Here is a 20,392-nt window from a genome sequence, read left to right as displayed (position 1 = left end):
GGAAAACGTGTGAATGGCAGCTTATTTCAGCAGATGTTAGAAGAGGGGGATTACGTCCCGCGTTTTTACGCCTATTACTATAAGCAGTGGATGGATTATGCAATGCCTTACCATCAGCATGATTCAACCGAAATTATGTATATGATCTCAGGAGTATGCCGGATTGACGTGAAGGTAGGCGATACGGAAAAGAGTCTCACGCTGAAAAAAGGGGAGTTTATGGTACTGGATGCCGATGTCCCGCATCGGTTAATCGTTGAGCAGGCGGTCTCCTGCCGAATGCTGAATGTGGAATTCGGATTTATGGAAACTGAAGGAAGGACGCTTTCTCTTAGGCAGATTGCCGGTGAGGAGCAGGAGGTGTCTTTTCTGCTGAATCGGCCGTTTCCCTACTTGGTGTTAGTGGATCAAGAGGAGGTATATCCGGTGTTAAAGAGCCTCGTCCTTGAACTTGATCAAAGAGGGACTGAGGGCAGAATGATGACGCATATGCTGTTTATTCAGCTGCTTGTATGCATCGCCCGGCTGTATGATGAAAGGGAACGCAGCGAAGTGCAGCAGAGCGAGTTCTACATTAAACGAAGCGTCGATTTCTTGCATCAGAACTATGACCGTAATATTCAGGTGAAAGACGTTGCCGCTGAGGTGAATCTGCATCCCGGCTACTTGCATCGAGTATTCCGCAGAGGGACGGGCAGAACCATAACCGAGTATCTCACCATGATTCGAATGGAAAAGGCCAAAATGCTGCTGGAGCAGACGGATATCCCCATCCATGAAATATCGGATTATGTGGGTGTTGGCAGCAGGCAGTATTTTCATATGTTGTTCAAGAAGTATACGGAAACCACGCCGGTGGAATTTCGGCTGCGGAAGGACCGCAATGCCTGGAAATACGGTGATCAGGAAGCCGGAGCAGATAAGAAGTGAGGATTTTTGACTCGGAGGAGTTCAAGAGGTCATAATTTTGATAACGCTTTCTACCACTTGATTGCTACAATAACTACAATCTAATTTGCAGCTAGGGAGTGGATAGAATGTCATTTAAGGTTGCTTTTATCGGAGCGGGAAGCATCGGCTTTACCCGGGGAATTCTGCGTGACTTGTTGACTGTACCGGAGTTTAGGGATATCGAGGTCGCTTTCACCGACATCAGCCAGTATAACCTGGATATGGTCACGGAATTGTGTCAGCGGGACATTATCGAGAACGGGCTGTCGATTGCGATTCAGTCCACCACGGATCGACGGCAAGCCCTGCAGGATGCCAAATATGTTATCTGCACCATTCGCGTGGGTGGATTGGAGGCGTTTCGCACGGATGTGGACATTCCGCTGAAATACGGCATCGATCAGTGCGTAGGCGACACGCTCTGTGCAGGCGGCATTATGTATGGCCAGCGGGGAATCCCCGAGATGCTGAACATTTGCCGGGATATTCGCGAGGTGAGCGCGCCTGATGCACTGCTGCTGAACTATTCGAACCCGATGGCTATGCTGACATGGGCATGCAATCAGTATGGCGGCGTGCGGACGGTTGGTTTATGTCACGGCGTGCAGCATGGGCATCACCAAATCGCCGAGGTGTACGGTCTAAAGAAACATGAGGTCGATATTGTCTGTGCCGGAATCAACCATCAGACTTGGTATATTCAAGCCTCACATCAAGGCAAGGATTTGACGGCTGGACTGCTGGATGCGTTCGAACGGCATCCGGAGTACAGCAGGACTGAGAAGGTTCGCATCGATATGCTGCGACGTTTTGGGTATTACAGCACCGAGTCCAACGGCCATCTAAGCGAATATGTTCCTTGGTACCGTAAACGGCCGGAGGAAATTACGGAGTGGATCGACCTCAGCAGCTGGATAAATGGAGAGACGGGCGGATATTTGCGAGTCTGTACCGAGGGACGCAACTGGTTCGAGACCGATTTCCCGAACTGGATGAAAGATCCGGCTATGGAGTACACGCCCGAGCAACGAGGAGAGGAGCATGGCTCCTACATTATTGAAGGTTTGGAAACCGGCCGGGTATACCGGGGTCATTTTAATGTGGTGAATCAGGGCATTATCTCCAATCTGCCGGATGATGCAATCATTGAGGCGCCGGGTTACGTGGACCGCAACGGCATTTCCATGCCGCATGTAGGGAATTTGCCGTTAGGGCCGGCTGCGGTGTGCAATGCAAGCATATCCGTGCAACGGCTAGCGGTTGAAGCGGCGGTTCACGGAGATGACAAGCTGCTTCGTCAGGCATTTATGATGGATCCGCTGGTCGGTGCGGTATGTAATCCGAAGGAAATTTGGCAGCTGGTCGATGAAATGCTGGTCGCCGGTGAAGCCTGGCTTCCTCAGTACGCGGCTTCGGTCGCCGAAGCGAAGGCACGGCTAACATCTGACAATCTGATACCCACCCGTCCGTATGAAGGAGCAGCGAGACTCAAGGTGAAGACGGTGGAGGAGATGCAGCTCGACCGGGAGAAGGCGAACAAAAACGCAGGTGAATCCGACAAAGGGAAGGATCGCGAAAAAACGTTAAGCTGATTGCGCATTAACGAAGGTGTCAAACAACAGAAATACTTATGGTTTCATGAATGCGTATTATACAAACACTTTGGCGAGGATGATATAACGGACAAAAATCCGTTATAATCCCTCTGCCAGAAGTGTTTTTTTCTGCATGCAGTTCATCTTTCACCTGCATATACTACGGATACATAGATATAAATTCGGATGGACAATCCCATACCTTAGACAGGTACACAGTTTGGGTGAAAATGGTTACAATTCAATTAGATAGGCAAAGCTCACCATTAAGGAGGCATGGGGATGATCATTGGGGTTCCCAAAGAAATCAAAAATAACGAGAGCCGTGTAGGCATGACGCCGGGTACGGTCGTCAGTTTCAGGAATGCCGGGCACGAAGTGCTTGTTCAATCCGGGGCAGGCCTTGGGATCGGATTTACGGATGAAGCTTATAGAGCGGCTGGAGCCAAGGTGGTTGCTTCGGCTGCCGAAGCGTGGAAAGCCGAGATGGTTGTGAAGGTGAAGGAACCCCTGCAAGAGGAGTATGAATACTTTCAAGAGGATATGATCCTATACACGTATCTGCACTTGGCCCCCGAGCCGGAACTGACCAAAGCACTGGTCGACCGTAAGGTGAGTGCCGTTGCTTATGAAACGATACAATTAACGGATGGCAGCTTGCCGCTTCTGACACCGATGAGTGAAGTGGCAGGAAGAATGTCCATCCAAATCGGGGCGCATTTCCTGGAAAAAGCACATGGCGGCAAGGGTGTCCTTCTAAGCGGCGTACCTGGGGTCGCACCGGGTAAGGTTACCGTTATCGGCGGCGGCATCGTTGGCACCAATGCGGCAAGAATTGCGCTGGGACTCGGTGCGGACGTCAGCATCCTCGATATTAATCCCGGCCGACTTCGTCAACTGGATGATCTTTTCCAAGGGCGGGTCAAAACGATTATGTCCGATCCGTATCATATTGCGGAAACGGTAAAGTCCGCCGACCTTGTCGTGGGTGCGGTGTTGATCCCCGGTGCAAGGGCTCCTCGCCTCGTAACGGAAGAGATGGTAAAAGAGATGAGCCCGGGATCGGTCATCGTGGATGTGGCAATTGACCAAGGAGGCTCGATCGAGACGATCGACCGGATCACCACGCATGATAACCCGACTTATGAAAAGCATGGTGTTATTCATTATGCCGTAGCCAATATGCCGGGCGCCGTAGCCAGAACCTCCACCATGGCACTGACCAATGTAACGGCACCGTATGGGTTGAGAATAGCAAGTAAAGGGCTCCGCCCGGCCGCTCGTCATGATAAAGCGCTTGCCAAGGGCATCAATGTCATCGACGGCAAGGTAACCTATGAAGCGGTTGCGGCGGCTCATGGTTATGCGTATACCAGCATTGACGATTATTTGCTGGCATAGCGATAACAAGTTTTACAGCATGCAGAGCCATTTTTCATAAATTTGACACGATACCAAGGTTTGACGTAAACCTTAGCGGTGCTTTCGCTCGGCCGCCGTGGGCAAAGCTGAAAAATGGCTTTTTATGTTGGTTACGCCTTCGCCTAGTTCAACATGAACAGGAGCTGATGCAGTTCCGTTTCCTTCAAATGCCTCCACTCCCCCCGTTCCAGCTGTTCCAGTGTAATATTCATAATCCGAACACGCTCCAGCTTCAGGACTCTGTACCCCAAGGCTTTACACATTCTGCGGATTTGCAGATTAAGGCCCTGCGTCAAAATAATACGAAATACATCTTCGCTTTGCCTGTAAACCTTGCATGGTTTGGTTATGACGTCCAGGATTTCAACGCCTTGAGACATCGCTTGCATAAATTCGTCCGTAACGGGTTTGTCCACGGTCACCACATATTCTTTCTCATGATTATGCTCCGAACGCATCATTTTGTTCACAATATCTCCGTCGTTCGTGAGTAAAATCAACCCCTCAGAGGCTTTATCCAACCTCCCGATGGCAAAAATGCGCGATGGATAGTTAATAAACTGAACAATGTTTCCCGCCACATGCTCAGCTGCCGTACAGACAATACCGATGGGTTTATTGAGAGCCAGGTAAACCGCTTCGCTATCGTTACGAGGAATTTTCTTTCCATCTATCAACACGATATCGTGCAGCTCAACGTCCGCCCCTTTTTCACACACCTTGCCATTGATCGTAATGCGTCCGGCTGCAATCAATCGGTTGGTTTCTCTGCGCGAGCAATATCCCGTTTCGCTTATGTATTTGTTAATTCGCATGCTCCACCGCTTCTCATGTGTCATATTGCCACAGGTCCATTTTAGTTAATACACTTGCTCTTTTCCTTGATCTTTGTGAAATGTGGCATGCTCCAGTTGGGGGGATCGCCGGCCAGAATTCCTCGAGCGATCCAGTTGGGAACATAACAGCTCCTCTGGCGGATCGAAGCGATAACCGGGGAGCAGCGAGCCTAGTAAAAGTCCTGCGACATGTTCTCCTCGTCTGCAACAGCCTGTATCTCCTCCGATCCGATGCTGATAAAGCGGTAGCCGTCGGCTGCCTGCTTCTTCAGGGCACGCTCTTTGATGAACTTGGGGCTGGCTTCGCCGTTATCTTCGTCATACACGAGCAGAATACCATCGGTCTTGCGGAGAAGCAGATCATCCCTGGCCGTAAACTGCCACGGCCCCTGATAAGGGCCCTTGCTGACGGGTGCATAGAAGTCTACCCCCTTCATCACTTCCTGAAAATAAGCTTTTTTATCGTCGTTCCATTGCTCCTCGGGATTCTGGTAGGCCGTCAGAATGGAGCATTTCAGGTTGGGGTATTGGGACTTTAGTTCGATAGCCGCTTCGATGGCCCATAGGTCCACGCCATATTGTCCTGGCGTGATGACCCACTGGAGGCCTTCCTCTAGCAGTGGAACCAGGCGATTGGCAATCGCTTTACGTATATAAGGTATGCCTTGGTGTTTGTTGTTGTAAATACCGAGCTCGTGGGCCCGATATCCGGTAATCAGAATGTTTTCCAATCGAGCACGCTCCCTGACAAAGAATAGGTCTAGTGTACCTTTTTCGGAAATTTTGATCAATCGATGTTACAAATCGTATAGAATGGAGAAGTAACTCGGAATACATATTTTAGGAGGACATTCGATTGAAGAAGTGGACAGCAGCATTACTAGGGGCAATTTTGGTTATGAGCATGACGGCATGCGGCAAGGACAACAAAGCAGCAGACGACGCCGCAACGCCGCCAGCAACAGAACAAGGGACGACTCCTTCGACAGAGACGCCAGCTAAAGAAGGACCGAAGGAGGATGCTCTTCCGACTGCTGACGAGCTTCTCCAGAAATCGGCCGAAGCTTCCCAGAATTTGAAGAGCTTTGCGATGAAAGCCGATGTTAAACAGCATATCGTGGTTGAAGGCGAAGAGAAGCAGGAGCAGGATGTTAATATGTCGCTTGACTCGGAACTTACGCTCGAGCCGGTGGAGATGATGCAGAACGTCGTGATGGATTCTCCGGAAGGCAAGGTCGAGATGAAGCAGTATATAACGGAAGATGGTATTTACATGCTCATGGATGGTCAATGGATGCAGGTTCCGAAGGAATCGGAGCAGGAGATCCGCGATAGCCTGGATCCAAGCAGTGCGAGTCCGGAGCAGCAGGTGGAGCAGTTCAAGACCCTCGCTAAGGACTTCAAAGTTACGGAGGACGGAGACACATACGTCCTGACGGCGGATGTCTCCGGCGACAATCTGAAGGAGCTTGCCAAGTCCATGATGAGCCAAGCAGGCAACGATCCGCAGATGGAAGCCATGATGGATCAAATGGATATCAAGAGCATCCATATTATTTATGGCGTACAGAAGGAATCTTACCTGCCTGCAACAACCGATTTGGACATGGTGATGGCAATGGAAGCCGAAGGTCAGAAGGTATCCTTGGATATGAAAATGAAGAGCACCTACTCGAAGCATAACGAAATCAGCAAGATCGAAGTTCCGAAGGAAGCATTGAACGCGAAATAATGCTGTTTGGCAGATGATATAAGAGGAATTGAAATGGCGATATTCCTCATGAACAAGGCTGCCCCGATTCTGTAGATGCCTACAGACCGGGGCAGCCTTGTTTTATGATGTACTTCAGGCTCGGAATTAGGTTAAGGTGGTGAAAACTTAGTCCTGAGGTTTATCGACCTCCACAATGACGCTGTCGAACAGCTGACCGTCAATGGAGACCATAATGCGCCATAGTCCTGGCGAAGGCAGCGACATGGAGGTAGGTATTGCTGCATCGGCGCCGTTTAACGGAGAGGGCCGTAAACCGGCAACTTTAAAGACATCGATGATCTCGGACGTGTTTCTTTTTACAGCCGTAATGTGCAAGTCACCCGTTAATTCCTCGTCACGCCCCCAGAAATGCCACATGTATTTATTAGGCTGATTTGCATTAAACCAACCTGGATGTATAAATCCCAAGCGACCTTCCACACCGGTCATGGCATAATTACCGGATCTAAATCTCGGGCTCGGCTCCCAGCTGCTGTCCGGCACATCGACCACGATATCGCCGTACTTCTCCTGATCCACCATCACGTCGAAACGCCATAAACCGGAGAGCGGCAGGGCAAAGCGGGAAGATACTCGCGTAAAGTCATTGTATGCCATATCGGAGGTAATCTTCGTCTCAGCAAGCTCTTCAAGGGTAATACCCGTATCCCGATGTACGGCGGATATGCGGATCGTTTTTCCTTCAAGATCTTGAATGGGGGTTAGAAGATTCCACCAGGCACCGGCTGGAGAGCCCGCGGCGTAATCCCCGCCCGGAAATGCCTGAAGTTTATCTACGCCATCCTCCGTGTACACGCTGCGGGGAGCCCAATCGGCAGCATTTCCCCAACCCTTGATCGGTATCAGCTGTTGAATCACGGGTGATTCACGCCATCCCCATGCCGCCACGATTAGAAGAAGCATGAACACACTTGCGGTCATCATACGCAGACGTGTTGGAGACTTCCGTTTTTTTCTGCCCATCCTTACAGAGCCATTAGCAGCGTTTTTTAATACACTGGATTTCATCTCTTCGGTGAACATCGGCTCGTTAAATGGAGAAGAAGCGAGTTCTTGAATCCAATCGGGCTGCAGCTCTTGTTCGGTCTTCACTGGACATCCTCTCCTTTCAACATCATTTCCATTCGGGCTCGAGCCCGGTGCAGTCTGGATTTGATTGTTCCTTCGGATATGCCGAGCAGTTCCGCTATTTCTTTTCGCGGCAGCTGGTAATGGGATTCAAGGATCAACACCTCCCGGTATTTGGGCGGCAGTTCCAACACGTACTTCCAAATCTGCGAGACGGCAGCAGCATCCATAAACTCTTTTTCAGCGGAGGGTTCCGTCTGCTTGGAAGTGATCCAGCCGGTTAAAGATACCCTCGTCATATAGGAAGACTTGAGATAGTTCAGGGAAAGATTGCGGGTGATGGTTAACAGCCATGTTTTGACAGAGCTTCGGCCCTGAAAATCATTCCAGTGCTTAAATGCTCTCAAGAACACGTCCTGACTGATATCGTCAGCCGCATCTTTGCGTTTCGTTAGGAAGAATGCATAGTTCCATACGTCCTGGCCGAAGGACTCCATCCATTCACTCAGCATGGTGCTCGCATCATTCACGGCCACCATAGATTTAAGGTACTCCAATAACATCACCTCGAATATTAGACAATCAAATATCGGATCGGTTCCCGAATTTCCCGCAAAAAAATTGAAACAATTTAATCTGCAAATCGTTGTATGAATAACAGGTATGCAGGAATCGAGGAAGGGGAGAAGTCCTATGCATTTATATTTTAAGGATAACTTTTTCAGCTCGGGTATAACAGATATTATGGATAGGGAAGGCAGTGTCATAGGAAGTCTGGATTTGAAGAGCGCTTTCGGCTCCTCGCTGGACGTATATAACGCTTCTGGAGATCCGGTATGCAGCGGGTCGTTTCGATTCTTCTCGAACAAATGGAATATTACTGGCGGCAATGGGGAAGAACTGGGCCTGCTGCGCATGCGGATGAGCTTTTTTACGAAAAAATTCGAATACGATGCGGGATCGCGGGGCGTATATGAGATCACTTCGCCTGCTTTTTCCAATGAGTATGAAATAACGGATGATGCCGGAGGGGTCATCGCCTCTTTTTCCCGCATTAGCGGCTGGCTTCAAGCCGGAGCCTATCAGCTGCAGAATGAGAGCGACGTTCTTGGTGACTGGGAGCTTGTTGCCGTCGTGATGGGCATTCACCAGATACGCAAACGCAACAACAGCGCTGCCGCATCAAGCTCTCATTAAGCTCAAGGGAACCCAGATTTAGATGATGAGAGGAGGAAGCAGAATGGATGAAGTCAGCGATCATCTGGATTATGGATTGACTCTTGTATTTATCGGTTTTAATCCGAGTTTGCGGTCCGGGGAGGTCGGTCATCATTATGCGAACCCTCGCAACAATTTTTGGAGGATTCTGCATAAATCCGGTTTGACCCCGCGCTTGTATGAAGCCGCTGAGGATGGAGAATTGCTTAAGCTAGGGTACGGATTTACCAATATTGTAGCCAGGCCCACAAGGGGGGCCGAAGACATAACCCGCGAAGAGTACAGGCTCGGTAGAGAGACGCTGCGCGAGAAGCTGGCCAAGTACAGACCGGAGGTTGCCTGCTTTGTCGGCAAGGGCGTGTATACCGAATTCAGCGGCAAAGCCAAGGCGGATTGGGGAATTCAGCCGGACTCCGTCATTGACGGCGTGCGTGAGTTTGTAGCACCTTCTTCCAGCGGACTGGTGAGAATGCCCATGGATGAGATTATCGGAATTTATCAGCAATTGCATGATTTTATATCGAGGAATGAGAATGAGTACTGAACAGGAGTGTACGACAAGAACCATTCATGGGGGACAATGAAAAAGAGGAACGTCCAGGAGACCCGGTTGTCGGGTTCTTGGTGCTCCTCTTATGAATACAGAAAATATAAGCTTTCAGTGAAACCGTTTAGGCTGCCGTATTACGGACGCTTCAGCAGCGCAGGATCGATCCTCGGCACAAGCCCTTCATCGGCTGCGCGGTTCAGCAGGGCTGAAATCGCGGCATAGCCGTCCTCGCCCAGCTCCGCGGTAAATGGATTGACGTACAGGTCGATGTGAGCATCGGCGACATCCGGGTCCATTTCCTGAGCGTGATGGAGGACATAGGCCCGAGAGTCCTCGGGATGTTGCCAGGCATATTCGACAGAGGAGCGGATCCAGTTCGAGATGCTTGCCAGATCCAGCGACCTGCGGGCCACAATCGCTCCCAGAGGAATAGGCAGATTGGTATCGGACTCCCACCAGCTGCCCAGATCCGTCATCATCTTCAATCCATAAGACGAGTAGGTGAACCGTGCTTCGTGAATGACAAGCCCGGCATCAATCGCTCCATCCCGGACAGCCGGCATAATCTGATCGAACGGCATCACCACGATTTCGCCAAGCCCTCCGGGTACGTTCTGTGCGGCCCACAGACGGAACAACAGATAAGCCGTGGAGCGCTCGCTTGGAACGGCTACCCGCCGGCCGGACAAATCCGCAGGGCTGTCAGGAGTTTTACCATCCGTCAGCTTGTCCGCTGTCAGAACGAGCGGCCCGCATCCGCGGCCAAGTGCTCCTCCGCAGGGCAGAAGGGCATATTCATCCAGCACCCAGGGCAGCGCGGCATAGGATATTTTTAAGATATCATGTTCTCGATCTTCGGCCGCCCAGTGATTGGTGATATCGATATCCGCATAGGATACATCCAGCTTGGGGGCGCCTGGAATCCGTCCGTGAACCCAGGCATGAAATACAAATGTGTCGTTGGGGCAAGGGGAAAAAGCGATTTTCATCGTAACACCTCCGGTAGTAATGAACTTGCGGTCTCAAGCGCCTGCAGCGCCTCCTTGATCTTCCATGCACTGCGGTCCCGCGGACCGACCTGATTGGAAATGGACCGGATTTCGAGCACGGGCACACCGACTGCAGCGGCAGCGGTGGCCACGCCGAAGCCCTCCATCGCCTCGGCTGCAGCGTCCGGTACCCGATGGAGGAGACGTGCAGCCGTTGCGGCTGTTCCCGTCGTGGTGGAGACCGTCAGCACAGGCCCAAGGGTTACAGGAACACCAGCATGTTGTAAGGCCTTCGCGAGTTTGCGGGCAGAATCTGGATCTGCCTGTACCCGATCCGTTCCGAAGCCGAGCTCCTGGACGCTGCTGAAGCCGTCTTCGGTTTCGGAACCGAGATCAGCGGCAATGATGGTGTCCGCAATGACGATGGAACTAACCTCAGCCTGACCGGCAAATCCTCCAGCGATACCTGCGCTGATAACCCAATCATAGGTGCCCTGAACCAACTGGCGGGCAGTCGCAGCAGCTGTTGCCGCTGGGCCGACTCCACCCGCGATGACATCAAATCCGTGAGCATGGTTAAGCCCGCGCTGCACGGCTTCTTTTTCAGCATCGACCGCCGTGACAATAAGCACGCGTGTGGAAGACGGGTCTTGCGAGTTATGTGACTCGGTTATATCCACCGAGTTGGATTGGGTATGTTTCTGCATGTTATTTATCTCCTTCTTGGCTGTAACGATAAACATCGTTATCCTTTTACGTTATAACGTTCTTGTGGCGATGTAAAGTCTCGTGCATGTTATGACTGGACTTTATCTGTAGCAGCAACTTTCCGATATAGAGTATAATGGACGGTAACTTACATACATCATGAGTAGATTCGGAGGTTGGATAGCTTTGCGTAAGAAGGGTGCGAACGGACAAGAAAGCCGGGCTAGACTACTGATTGTCGCTGCTAATGAATTTGCAAAGTCAGGATACCATCAGACCAAGATCAGCACCATCGTTTCTCGGGCTGGATTGACGCAGCCGTCATTCTATTTGTATTTTGAGAGCAAAGAAGCCGTGTTCAAGGAGCTGGTGGAGAAATTTCGAGCTGAGCTCAAGATCCTGCTCGAGGGCAGCAGATTGGAGAGCGGAATCGATGAGGATCATGTGACCGGCCGTTTGCAGAGCGTTCTGACAGGGTTGTTCGCGTTTCTTGGGAAAGACCCGGATCTGACGCAAATCGGTTTTTTTATTGGGGATGACGCGGTGATCGTAAAGTCGGAAATGGCAGCCATGATTGAGCAAAATCTGAAGGCTGAGCAGCGGGACGGGTATTTTGACGGTGATTCCGATATGCATATCGTCGCGGAGTGCCTGGTCGGTGTTATTGAAAGACTGACCTCCCAGCAGCTTCTGACAGGCAAGCGGACTCCTGAGGATCTTGCGAGTCACGTGGTGAGTTTATTTATGCATGGTATCAGCATTTATCCGGCTAAGCGGGCTACATAAGGCATTGAAATTCAACCTACAAAAATAAGATTAACATATCAGAAACAGGCTGCAACATGGTTAGTTTTAACTGTGGACGGTCTGTTTTTTGCTGCCGGCCATAGCCAAATTTTAGCAAGGGTTTGATCTTTTTCAAAGAATTGCAGTATATTCATTATACGTTATGTAACCGATTGCAGCTGAAGATGGCGAACGAAGGATCAAGGATCGGGGGACTTATTCATGAAGAAGATGATGCTGGTGTATGGTGCGCTTCTATTGGCTTTTCTCACCTATGTCTTCATGTACAGGCTGGAGGACAAGCGTTCTTCCGCCTGGGAGGAGGGCGGCCTGCATGGCAGCATGGGTGAGAATTATGTCATGGTGACTTTTCAATCCGGCATGGAATACTGGAAAAATATTTTGAAGGGCTTCGAGGATGGAGGGGATGCGCTGGGCGTAACTGTCGATTATCGCGGCTCTACACAATACGACGTGGAGGAACAGATCACTGTTCTGGAACAGGTGATTGCCAAAAAGCCTTCCGGTATCGCCTTGTCGGCCATCGATTCCAAAGCGCTGACGTCGACGATTAATAAAGCCGTGGAAGCCGGGATCCCCGTCGTGCTGTTCGATGCGGATGCGCCTGACAGTAAGGCCTATTCGTTCCTGGCAACCAACAATTACAATGCTGGCGTTGCGGCCGCAGACAAAATGGCGCAGCTTCTCGGCCGGGAAGGGGAGATCGGGATTGTTACCCAGCCCGGGCAGCAGAATCATGATGACCGTTCCGAAGGCTTCAGGGACACTTTAGAGCAGCGATATCCGGGCATGTCCGTGGTGGAGATCAGGGAAGGCAAAGGGGATACCCTCGTTGCCAAAGAGGCTGCTGCCGACATGCTGGACAAGCACCCGGATCTCAAAGGGATCTTCGTAACGGAGGCCAGCGGCGGAATGGGCGTGGCGGATGCCGTGATCGGCGCGGATAAAGCAAACCGGATTACCATCATCGGATTCGATACGAATAAAGGGACGCTGGACCGGATTTCCGATGGAACCATCGCGGCAACGATCGCCCAGGGAACGTGGAATATGGGCTATTGGTCCTTGCAGTATTTGTTTCATCTGCATCATGGTCTTACCGTACCGGCCCCGACGCTCGGCAATGACGTGTCTCCGCTTCCAACAAGGGTGGACACCGGGATTTCCATTGTGACCCGAGAGAATGTGAATGATTATTATGCAAAATAGAAACAGAGCGGAATCCTGGCGCGAAGGCATCTCGCGTTGGCTGCGGTTCGGGGATTTGCCGCTGAGATACAAGCTGGTCATTTTGTTCCTCATGGTTGGCATCCTGCCCTCAATCGCGCTGGGTGTCCTCGTCAATTGGACGGTTAACCGCATTGTGGATCAGCAGGTAACCTCGAACACGATTCAATTGATCGGAAAGGTCAATCAGACCCTGGACAATGATATGGAGAATCTCCAGAACATTACGTATTTGATCGGATTTGACCCGCGCACGGAACGATTTCTGAATGGGGAAATTCAAGGGGACAAGCCAGCCGTTGAAACCGAAGATACGGGTAATTCCGGCCTACAAACGTCCTCGGTCAAGCAGGACAATGCGGAGAATTACGAGATTAAGCGGTACCTTCAAGGCTTCACGACGCTGTACCCGGAAATCGCCTCTATTCTTCTGGTCAATCGCGAGGGGGAGTATATCAGTAACGAAATGTACGCACGCAGTCCGGCAAGTTTGACGGAGGAAGAATGGTACCGCGAGGCTGTTTTAAATGAAGGGATTTTTACCGTGCTTGGCCACCCGGCAGAGCGTAATGTCACCACCCATGTTCATTACGGCAACGAGGAACTGGTATCGGTCGTTCGCTCGATTGTGGATCCGGATACGAGGGAAGTAACCGGTGCGGTATTGATCGATTTGAAGCTGCGGGCAGTCGCAAGAGCGGTCCGGGATGTCACGCTTGGAAAGAGCGGATATTTGATGGTGGCAGAGGCCGGCGGCTCCAGCATCTATGCTCCGGAGGATTCCATCATTCCGTCCATTCCCCCCTCGTGGTTTCCGGAAGAGGACAGCGGCGCCTTGATCCGCGAGGCGAACGGGGAGCGTCTGCAATTGATATACGGCACCTCCTCCTTTACTGGCTGGCGAACGATCGGCGTATTTCCAACCAGCGAATCGGTGTATGAGGTCCGGGAGATTCGTTTCTATATGATTTGTTTCTTGTTTGTGGTGTGCTTGTTTGGGGTTGCGGCATCCTATACGCTTTCACAGTCAATATCCAGACCGATCTGGCAGCTCATGTCCTTCATGCAAAAAGCCGAATCCGGGGATTTGACGACCCGTTACTGGGGAAACCGGCAGGATGAGGTGGGTATGCTTGGCCGCAGCTTTAACCGCATGCTTCTGCAGATTCGCAAGCTGATGAAGCTGAGCGAGCTGCGGGAAAAGCAGAAGCGCGAAGCGGAGCTGCGCAGCCTGCAGGCTCACATTAAGCCGCATTTTCTGTACAACACACTGGATACGATTCATTGGATGGCCCGCAAGAAAGGGGCGGATGATGTATCGGATCTGGTGGAATCCTTGTCGCGGCTGTTTCGGATTGGGCTCAGCAAAGGGGATGATATCATTCCCATGTCCGACGAATGGACGCATATCAGCAGTTACCTGCAAATACAAAAAACGCGTTACCGCGACAGGCTGCAAGTTGAGATGGAGCTTTCGCCAGAGGCTGAGAAATTGTATGTGCTGAAGCTCTTACTGCAGCCGATCGTGGAAAACGCGATATACCACGGCATTAAGGCCCGTAGAGGGCCTGGGCGAATTGTCATCAAAGCCCAGGTGAACGGAGATGTTCTTCTCCTTAGCGTCCAGGATAATGGGGCCGGCATGTCTTCTGATCGGCTGGAGGCGCTTCGCAAACAGCTTGCCGACCCGGTAACCGCCATGGAGGCGACCCCGGGAGAAGGGCTGGGCGGAAACCGAAGCTACGGCATGCTGAATGTGCAGGCACGTATCAAGTTAACGTTCGGCGATGAGTACGGAATCACGATTGACAGTACAGAGAACGAGGGAACCACGGTAGTGATTACGCACCCGCTGGTACATGCCGTTCCTTCGTCCTCCGATCATGATGGGAGAGACAGGTTATGAAGAGAGCGTATCAAGTCTTGATTGCCGACGATGAGCCAATTATCCGCGAGGGCATTCGGGATGCAGTCGACTGGGAGGCACTCGGCATGGAAGTGGCTGCCGAAGCGGAGGATGGCGAAGAGGCGCTGGAGCTTGCGCTCAGCCAACCGATTGACATTATGCTGGTCGATATGAATATGCCGTTCCTGGACGGCATCGGGCTCATGAAGCGGATGAAGGAAGAGCGTCCCGAATGCCGGTTCGTCATTATTACCGGCCATGACGAATTTGCTTATGCGCAGGAAGCGATCCGGCTCGGGGTTAAGGATTATATATTGAAGCCGGTGAATGCGGATCACCTGATCCAGGTGCTCAGCAGCGTTCGGGATGAGCTGAACGACCATCAAATGCAGGAGAACTACCTTAAGAAGGCGTCCGAGCAAATCGAGAAGAACATTCCGCTGCTGCGGGAACGGTTCTGCCTCGAATGGATGCATGGCCTGCTGGATGAGCAGGAGGCGCTCGAGCAGCTGAAATTTCTGGGACTGCCGCCTTGTCGTCCATCCCGGATCGGCATCGCCAGATGGACGGAGATGACGGCTCCGCAGCCTTTGATGAAGGAAAGCGACCGGCAGTTGTATCTGTTCGCGATGGAAAATATAATCGCCGAGCTGTTTCATCCCGCGCCCTGCGTTTTGTTCCGGGATCACACCGGATGGATCGGCATCTGCTGCTGGGGAGTAGCGGATTCGAATATTGCGGCCGATGCCGAGCAGCTGATCCAGAAGTACTTAAAGCTGGCCGTGAATGTACATCTGGAGCCTGTTTCGGAAGAAGCGGACGGCGCGGTTGCAGCCGCTTATGAGGCTTGCCGGGAAGGGGTGTTCAAGGAGGCGCAGCTCTCTCCGCTGGTACGGCGGGCTCGTCAGCTCATCCAGGAACAGTATGCCGTTCGGGAGCTGACGCTGGAATCTTTTGCCCAGGCCCTGCAGGTTTCGCCCGTCTATCTGAGCCGGACGCTAAAGAAAGAACTGGGCACGTCTTTTATCACGCTCATGACCCAGACGAGGATTCAGAAAGCAATCCAGCTGCTCAACTCCACCGAGCTTAGCATCCTGGACATCGCGGAGCGGGTAGGGTATGACAGCCAGCATTATTTCAGCACGGCTTTTAAGAAGGTGATGGGGGTATCGCCGAACCGGTACCGCAAAGGGGCGACGGTTCAGGAAGAGTAAGCGGTTGAGTGAAGGCGAGAGTCTCTGTTTTGTTGGTATAACCAACTAAACAGAGGCTTTTTTTATGCAGGTAACCGCTTGAGACATGCTGTGTACGGAGCCGGAACGTTAAGCAGCCATGCACACTCGCACGAATCCCAAACAACAAAAGTATGAAAATTATAAAAAAGGTTGTTTTCGTGGAAAGACCCCTCCACCTGATGGGATGTATCCTTTTTAGTACAGAGAGGCTTTTCGAACCTTCGGTTGTAAGCGCTCTCGATTCCATTTTTCGGAAAGGGGAACTACCGATGAAGAGAGGATTGCCAGGATTGCTGATCGCGGTGCTGCTCTTGGCCCTGACGGCCTGCAACCTCGCCGAAAGCCAAACCGGCGATGCTGAGAAGGGATACGTCGGCCTTGCGATGCCAACGAAATCATCCGAACGCTGGGTGGCTGACGGAAAGAACATGGAGCGGCTTTTTCAGGAAAAGGGATATAAAACCGATCTTCAATTCGCCGAGGACGTGATTGAAAACCAGATTTCCCAAATCGAGAACATGATTACAAAGGGGGTCGACGTTATCGTCATTGCTTCCATTGACGGCAATACGCTGACAGACGTGATCAAGAAGGCTCATGATCAGGGAATTAAGGTTATCGCTTATGACCGGTTAATTCGAAATACCGAGCATTTAAGTTATTATGCCACCTTCGACAATTTCCAGGTCGGTGTTCAGCAAGCATCTTATATTGAAGAGAAGCTTGGCCTGAAGGAAGGGAAGGGTCCGTACAATATCGAGCTGTTCGGCGGATCGCCGGACGATAATAATGCTTACTTCTTCTATGACGGCGCGATGTCCGTGCTGAAGCCTTACATGGATTCAGGCAAGCTTGTGGTTCGGAGCAAGCAGACCACGATGGCCCAGATTGCGACCCTGCGCTGGGATGGGGCTTTGGCCCAGTCGCGGATGGATAACCTGATCAGTGCCAACTATTCGAGCGAAAATTTGGATGCGGTGCTGTCGCCCTACGACGGGATCAGCATTGGCATCATCTCTTCACTCAAGGGCGTAGGCTACGGGACGGCGGCCAAGCCGCTGCCGATCATCACGGGTCAGGATGCCGAGCTAGCTTCCATTAAATCGATCGTGGCTGGAGAGCAAACACAGACGGTGTTCAAAGACACACGCCAGCTCGCCGAACAAGCGGTTAAGATGGCGGAGAGCGTGCTGAAGGGAGAAGAGGCCGAGGTCAACGATACCGAATCGTACGATAACGGCGTCAAGGTCGTGCCAGCCTATCTGCTCCCTCCCGTATCCGTTGATGCTTCCAACGTGGAGAAAGAGGTTGTGGAGACCGGCTATTATTCCAAGGAAGAAATCGGATTGAAATAGTCTTTAGGCAGCGAACACGAAACGATAGGAAGGTGAAGCCAGATGTCAGAGTATATTCTTGAAATGCGGAATATTACGAAAGCGTTTCCCGGGGTGAAGGCGCTGGATAACGTGAATCTGAAAGTTCGCGAAGGCGAAATCCACTCCCTGTGCGGGGAGAACGGAGCGGGCAAATCCACGCTGATGAAAGTGCTGAGCGGGGTGTATCCACACGGCTCGTATGAGGGAGATATTTTGTTCAAAGGCAGCGTCTGCCAATTCAAAAATATTAAGCAAAGTGAAGACCTGGGCATCGTCATCATCCATCAGGAGCTTGCGTTGATCCCGTATCTGTCGATTGCCGAGAACATTTACTTGGGGAACGAGCGCGCCGAGAAGGGCATCATGAACTGGAACGAGACGATGATCGGAGCTAAAGAGCTGCTGGATAAGGTGGGACTCAGCGAAAACCCGAACACGCAGGTCGGCAGCATTGGCGTCGGCAAGCAGCAGCTCGTCGAAATCGCGAAGGCCTTATCGAAGAAGGTGAAGCTGCTTATTCTGGACGAACCGACGGCGGCGCTCAACGAGGACGACAGCGAGAACCTGCTTGAGCTGATGCTGGAATTCAAGAAGCAGGGAATCTCCTGCATCCTGATCTCCCATAAATTGAACGAGGTGTCAAAGGTATCGGATTCCATTACGATTCTGCGCGATGGTCAGACCATCGAAACGCTCGATATGAGAGGCGGCGAGGTGAACGAGGACCGGATCATCCGCGGCATGGTCGGCCGGGATTTGACGAACCGTTACCCGGAGCGGACACCCAAGATCGGGGAAGTCATTCTGGAGATCAAGGATTGGACGGTTTACCACGAGCAGCAAGCAAGCCGCAAAGTAATTGATAAGGTTAATATGAATATCCGCCGGGGGGAAATCGTGGGCATTGCCGGGCTGATGGGTTCCGGCCGGACCGAGCTTGCGATGAGTGTTTTCGGTAAGGCATACGGCAGGAATATTACAGGAACATTGCGCAAAGACGGGAAGGAAATCCGGAATCAATCTATTACCGAGGCGATAGAAAACGGTTTTGCTTACGTTACCGAGGACCGCAAGGAATACGGGCTGATCCTCATGGACGATATCAAACGCAACATCTCGCTGACCGGACTGTCCAAGCTGGCAAAGAACATGGTCATTGATGAAAGGGAAGAAATCCTCGTGGCGGAGGATATGCGGAAGAAGCTGAAAATCAAAACGCCGAACATTCTCCAGAAGACGGGAAACCTCAGCGGGGGGAACCAGCAGAAGGTTGTCTTGAGTAAATGGATTTATGCTGAGCCGGACATTCTGATCCTGGATGAGCCGACGCGGGGGATTGACGTTGGGGCCAAATACGAGATTTACGCGATCATTAACCAGCTGGCGGATGAGGGCAAGGGCGTGCTTGTCATTTCCTCGGAGCTGCCGGAGATTATAGGGATCTGCGACCGGATTTATGTCATGAGCGCGGGACGGCTGACCGGAGAAGTTAGCAGAGAGCAGGCTTCGCAGGAAACCTTGATGAGATACATGACCAAGAATGGAGGGGCTTAAACATGGAGACACTCAAAAAAATGTTCAAAAACAACATCCGCCAATACGGGATGATTATCGCCCTTGTTGTCATTATGATATTTTTCCAGATCATTACGGGCGGACTTCTGCTGGAGCCGATCAACATCACGAACCTGATTCTCCAGAACAGCTACATCCTCGTATTAGCCATCGGCATGGTGCTTGTCATTATTACGGGTCATATTGATTTGTCGGTCGGTTCGGTAGCCGCGTTTGTCGGTGCGGTTGCAGCGATCATGATGGTCGATATGCAGCTGCATCCCGTCATTGCCGTCATCGTATCCTTGATCGTCGGCGGTCTGATCGGAGCTTGGCAGGGATTCTGGGTGGCTTATGTGAAAATACCGGCCTTTATCGTAACTCTGGCGGGCATGCTCTTGTTCCGCGGTCTAACCATGATCGTGCTGGAGGGCCAATCCATTGCGCCGTTTCCGGGAGGCTTCCAGAAGCTGAGCTCCGGCTTTATCCCGGATTTCGGCAATACCGGCACCAATCTGATCGCCATTCTGGCGGGGATCGTCTTTACGGTTATCTTCCTGATCAATGAGCTTCGCGAGCGAAAATCGCATAAAAAATACAACTTCGAAGTTCTGCCAAACGGCTTGTTCCTCTTGAAGCTTATCCTAATCGCAGCGGTGATCAATGCCTTTACGTTCATGCTGGCCAGTTATGCCGGCCTCCCGAACATTCTGATTCTGCTGTTGGTGCTGATCATCATCTATTCCTTCGTGATGAACAAAACCGTGATGGGCCGTCATATTTATGCGCTCGGCGGCAACGAGAAGGCGGCGGCGCTGTCCGGCGTGAAAACCAAGAAGGTCACGTTCTGGGTATTCGTTAATATGGGCGTAATGGCAGCGATCTCCGGGTTGATCTTTGCCGCCCGCTTGAACGCGGCGACGCCAAGAGCCGGCACGAACTTTGAGCTGGATGCCATCGCGGCGAGCTTCATCGGCGGCGCATCGGCTACCGGCGGGATCGGTACGGTCTTTGGCGCCATCATCGGCGGTCTTGTCATGGGCGTGCTCAATAACGGAATGTCGCTGGTAGGTCTTGGCATCGACTGGCAGCAAGGCATCAAGGGTCTGGTTCTTCTCGCGGCGGTAGCCTTCGATATTTATAATAAAAAGAAGAGCAGCGCTGCTTAATTCAAGC

Annotated in this window: 19 protein-coding genes; 13 read left to right on the top strand and 6 right to left on the bottom strand. The window is 51.7% G+C overall.

Annotated elements, in window-relative coordinates; genetic code table 11:
• Positions 1–9: 9 nt before the first annotated feature.
• From AK95_RS29810 to ald, 3 genes are all read left to right on the top strand, one after another.
• Positions 10–930 (top strand): AraC family transcriptional regulator, encoded by a 921-nt coding sequence (locus AK95_RS29810; protein ID WP_071223538.1) that lies wholly within the window; start codon positions 10–12, stop codon positions 928–930.
• A 107-nt stretch (positions 931–1,037) separates the two neighbouring features.
• Positions 1,038–2,543: an alpha-glucosidase/alpha-galactosidase gene (melA, locus tag AK95_RS29805; protein ID WP_071223537.1), complete on the top strand. Its 1,506-nt coding sequence runs from the start codon at positions 1,038–1,040 to the stop codon at positions 2,541–2,543.
• Between the two features lie 285 nt (positions 2,544–2,828).
• Positions 2,829–3,947, top strand: coding sequence for an alanine dehydrogenase (gene ald, locus AK95_RS29800; protein ID WP_071223536.1), 1,119 nt, complete (start codon positions 2,829–2,831; stop codon positions 3,945–3,947).
• 143 nt (positions 3,948–4,090) lie between these two features.
• Here ald and AK95_RS29795 read toward each other — a convergent pair whose 3' ends face one another.
• Together AK95_RS29795 and AK95_RS29790 are read right to left on the bottom strand one after the other, a co-directional pair.
• Positions 4,091–4,783: a pseudouridine synthase gene (locus AK95_RS29795; RefSeq protein ID WP_071223535.1), complete on the bottom strand. Its 693-nt coding sequence runs from the start codon at positions 4,781–4,783 to the stop codon at positions 4,091–4,093.
• A 191-nt stretch (positions 4,784–4,974) separates the two neighbouring features.
• Complete coding sequence (locus AK95_RS29790; protein ID WP_071223534.1) at positions 4,975–5,535, bottom strand: SLOG family protein; 561 nt, start codon at positions 5,533–5,535, stop codon at positions 4,975–4,977.
• Positions 5,536–5,660: 125 nt separating this feature from the next.
• Between AK95_RS29790 and AK95_RS29785 the strand changes: the two genes are divergently transcribed.
• Positions 5,661–6,536 carry a DUF6612 family protein gene (locus AK95_RS29785; protein ID WP_071223533.1) on the top strand — a complete coding sequence of 292 codons (876 nt, stop codon included), beginning with the start codon at positions 5,661–5,663 and terminating at the stop codon, positions 6,534–6,536.
• Between the two features lie 147 nt (positions 6,537–6,683).
• On the opposite strand, the gene AK95_RS29780 is transcribed toward AK95_RS29785, so the two are convergent.
• Together AK95_RS29780 and AK95_RS29775 are read right to left on the bottom strand one after the other, a co-directional pair.
• A complete protein-coding gene (locus tag AK95_RS29780; RefSeq protein WP_071223532.1) occupies positions 6,684–7,670 on the bottom strand; it encodes a DUF4871 domain-containing protein in 987 nt (328 codons plus the stop codon).
• Positions 7,667–8,185, bottom strand: a complete 519-nt coding sequence (locus AK95_RS29775) for an RNA polymerase sigma factor (RefSeq protein ID WP_071223531.1) — start codon at positions 8,183–8,185, stop codon at positions 7,667–7,669. Before AK95_RS29775 ends, AK95_RS29780 begins: the two co-directional genes overlap by 4 nt.
• Before the next feature lie 154 nt (positions 8,186–8,339).
• Between AK95_RS29775 and AK95_RS29770 the strand changes: the two genes are divergently transcribed.
• Both AK95_RS29770 and AK95_RS29765 read left to right on the top strand, forming a co-directional pair.
• Positions 8,340–8,843 carry an LURP-one-related family protein gene (locus AK95_RS29770; RefSeq protein WP_071223530.1) on the top strand — a complete coding sequence of 168 codons (504 nt, stop codon included), beginning with the start codon at positions 8,340–8,342 and terminating at the stop codon, positions 8,841–8,843.
• 43 nt (positions 8,844–8,886) lie between these two features.
• The gene (locus AK95_RS29765) at positions 8,887–9,408 is read left to right on the top strand and encodes a mismatch-specific DNA-glycosylase (protein ID WP_083397760.1); all 522 of its coding nucleotides are present in this window, start codon (positions 8,887–8,889) and stop codon (positions 9,406–9,408) included.
• Positions 9,409–9,548: 140 nt separating this feature from the next.
• Here AK95_RS29765 and AK95_RS29760 read toward each other — a convergent pair whose 3' ends face one another.
• Both AK95_RS29760 and AK95_RS29755 read right to left on the bottom strand, forming a co-directional pair.
• A complete protein-coding gene (locus AK95_RS29760) occupies positions 9,549–10,403 on the bottom strand; it encodes a 1,4-dihydroxy-6-naphtoate synthase (RefSeq protein ID WP_071223528.1) in 855 nt (284 codons plus the stop codon).
• Positions 10,400–11,110, bottom strand: a complete 711-nt coding sequence (locus tag AK95_RS29755) for a futalosine hydrolase (RefSeq protein WP_071223527.1) — start codon at positions 11,108–11,110, stop codon at positions 10,400–10,402. The genes AK95_RS29760 and AK95_RS29755 overlap by 4 nt, the downstream gene beginning before the upstream one ends.
• Before the next feature lie 187 nt (positions 11,111–11,297).
• Between AK95_RS29755 and AK95_RS29750 the strand changes: the two genes are divergently transcribed.
• From AK95_RS29750 to mmsB, 7 genes are all read left to right on the top strand, one after another.
• Positions 11,298–11,897 (top strand): TetR/AcrR family transcriptional regulator, encoded by a 600-nt coding sequence (locus tag AK95_RS29750; protein ID WP_071223526.1) that lies wholly within the window; start codon positions 11,298–11,300, stop codon positions 11,895–11,897.
• Positions 11,898–12,119: 222 nt separating this feature from the next.
• Entirely contained in the window at positions 12,120–13,127 is a 1,008-nt protein-coding gene (locus tag AK95_RS29745) for a substrate-binding domain-containing protein (RefSeq protein WP_071223525.1), read from the top strand.
• Positions 13,108–15,051: a cache domain-containing sensor histidine kinase gene (locus tag AK95_RS29740; protein ID WP_481855869.1), complete on the top strand. Its 1,944-nt coding sequence runs from the start codon at positions 13,108–13,110 to the stop codon at positions 15,049–15,051. Before AK95_RS29745 ends, AK95_RS29740 begins: the two co-directional genes overlap by 20 nt.
• The gene (locus AK95_RS29735) at positions 15,048–16,265 is read left to right on the top strand and encodes a response regulator transcription factor (RefSeq protein ID WP_071223524.1); all 1,218 of its coding nucleotides are present in this window, start codon (positions 15,048–15,050) and stop codon (positions 16,263–16,265) included. The genes AK95_RS29740 and AK95_RS29735 overlap by 4 nt, the downstream gene beginning before the upstream one ends.
• Positions 16,266–16,555: 290 nt before the next feature.
• Complete coding sequence (gene chvE / locus AK95_RS29730) at positions 16,556–17,641, top strand: multiple monosaccharide ABC transporter substrate-binding protein (RefSeq protein WP_071223523.1); 1,086 nt, start codon at positions 16,556–16,558, stop codon at positions 17,639–17,641.
• Positions 17,642–17,683: 42 nt separating this feature from the next.
• A complete protein-coding gene (gene mmsA, locus AK95_RS29725; protein WP_071223522.1) occupies positions 17,684–19,216 on the top strand; it encodes a multiple monosaccharide ABC transporter ATP-binding protein in 1,533 nt (510 codons plus the stop codon).
• 2 nt (positions 19,217–19,218) lie between these two features.
• Complete coding sequence (gene mmsB / locus AK95_RS29720; RefSeq protein ID WP_071223521.1) at positions 19,219–20,385, top strand: multiple monosaccharide ABC transporter permease; 1,167 nt, start codon at positions 19,219–19,221, stop codon at positions 20,383–20,385.
• Positions 20,386–20,392: the final 7 nt, after the last annotated feature.

Origin of the sequence: Paenibacillus sp. LC231, from assembly GCF_001860525.1 — a bacterium.
Taxonomy (GTDB): domain Bacteria; phylum Bacillota; class Bacilli; order Paenibacillales; family Paenibacillaceae; genus Paenibacillus_AQ.
The sequence above is the reverse complement of the archived record's forward strand: the minus strand, read 5'-3'. Positions and strand labels throughout refer to the sequence as shown.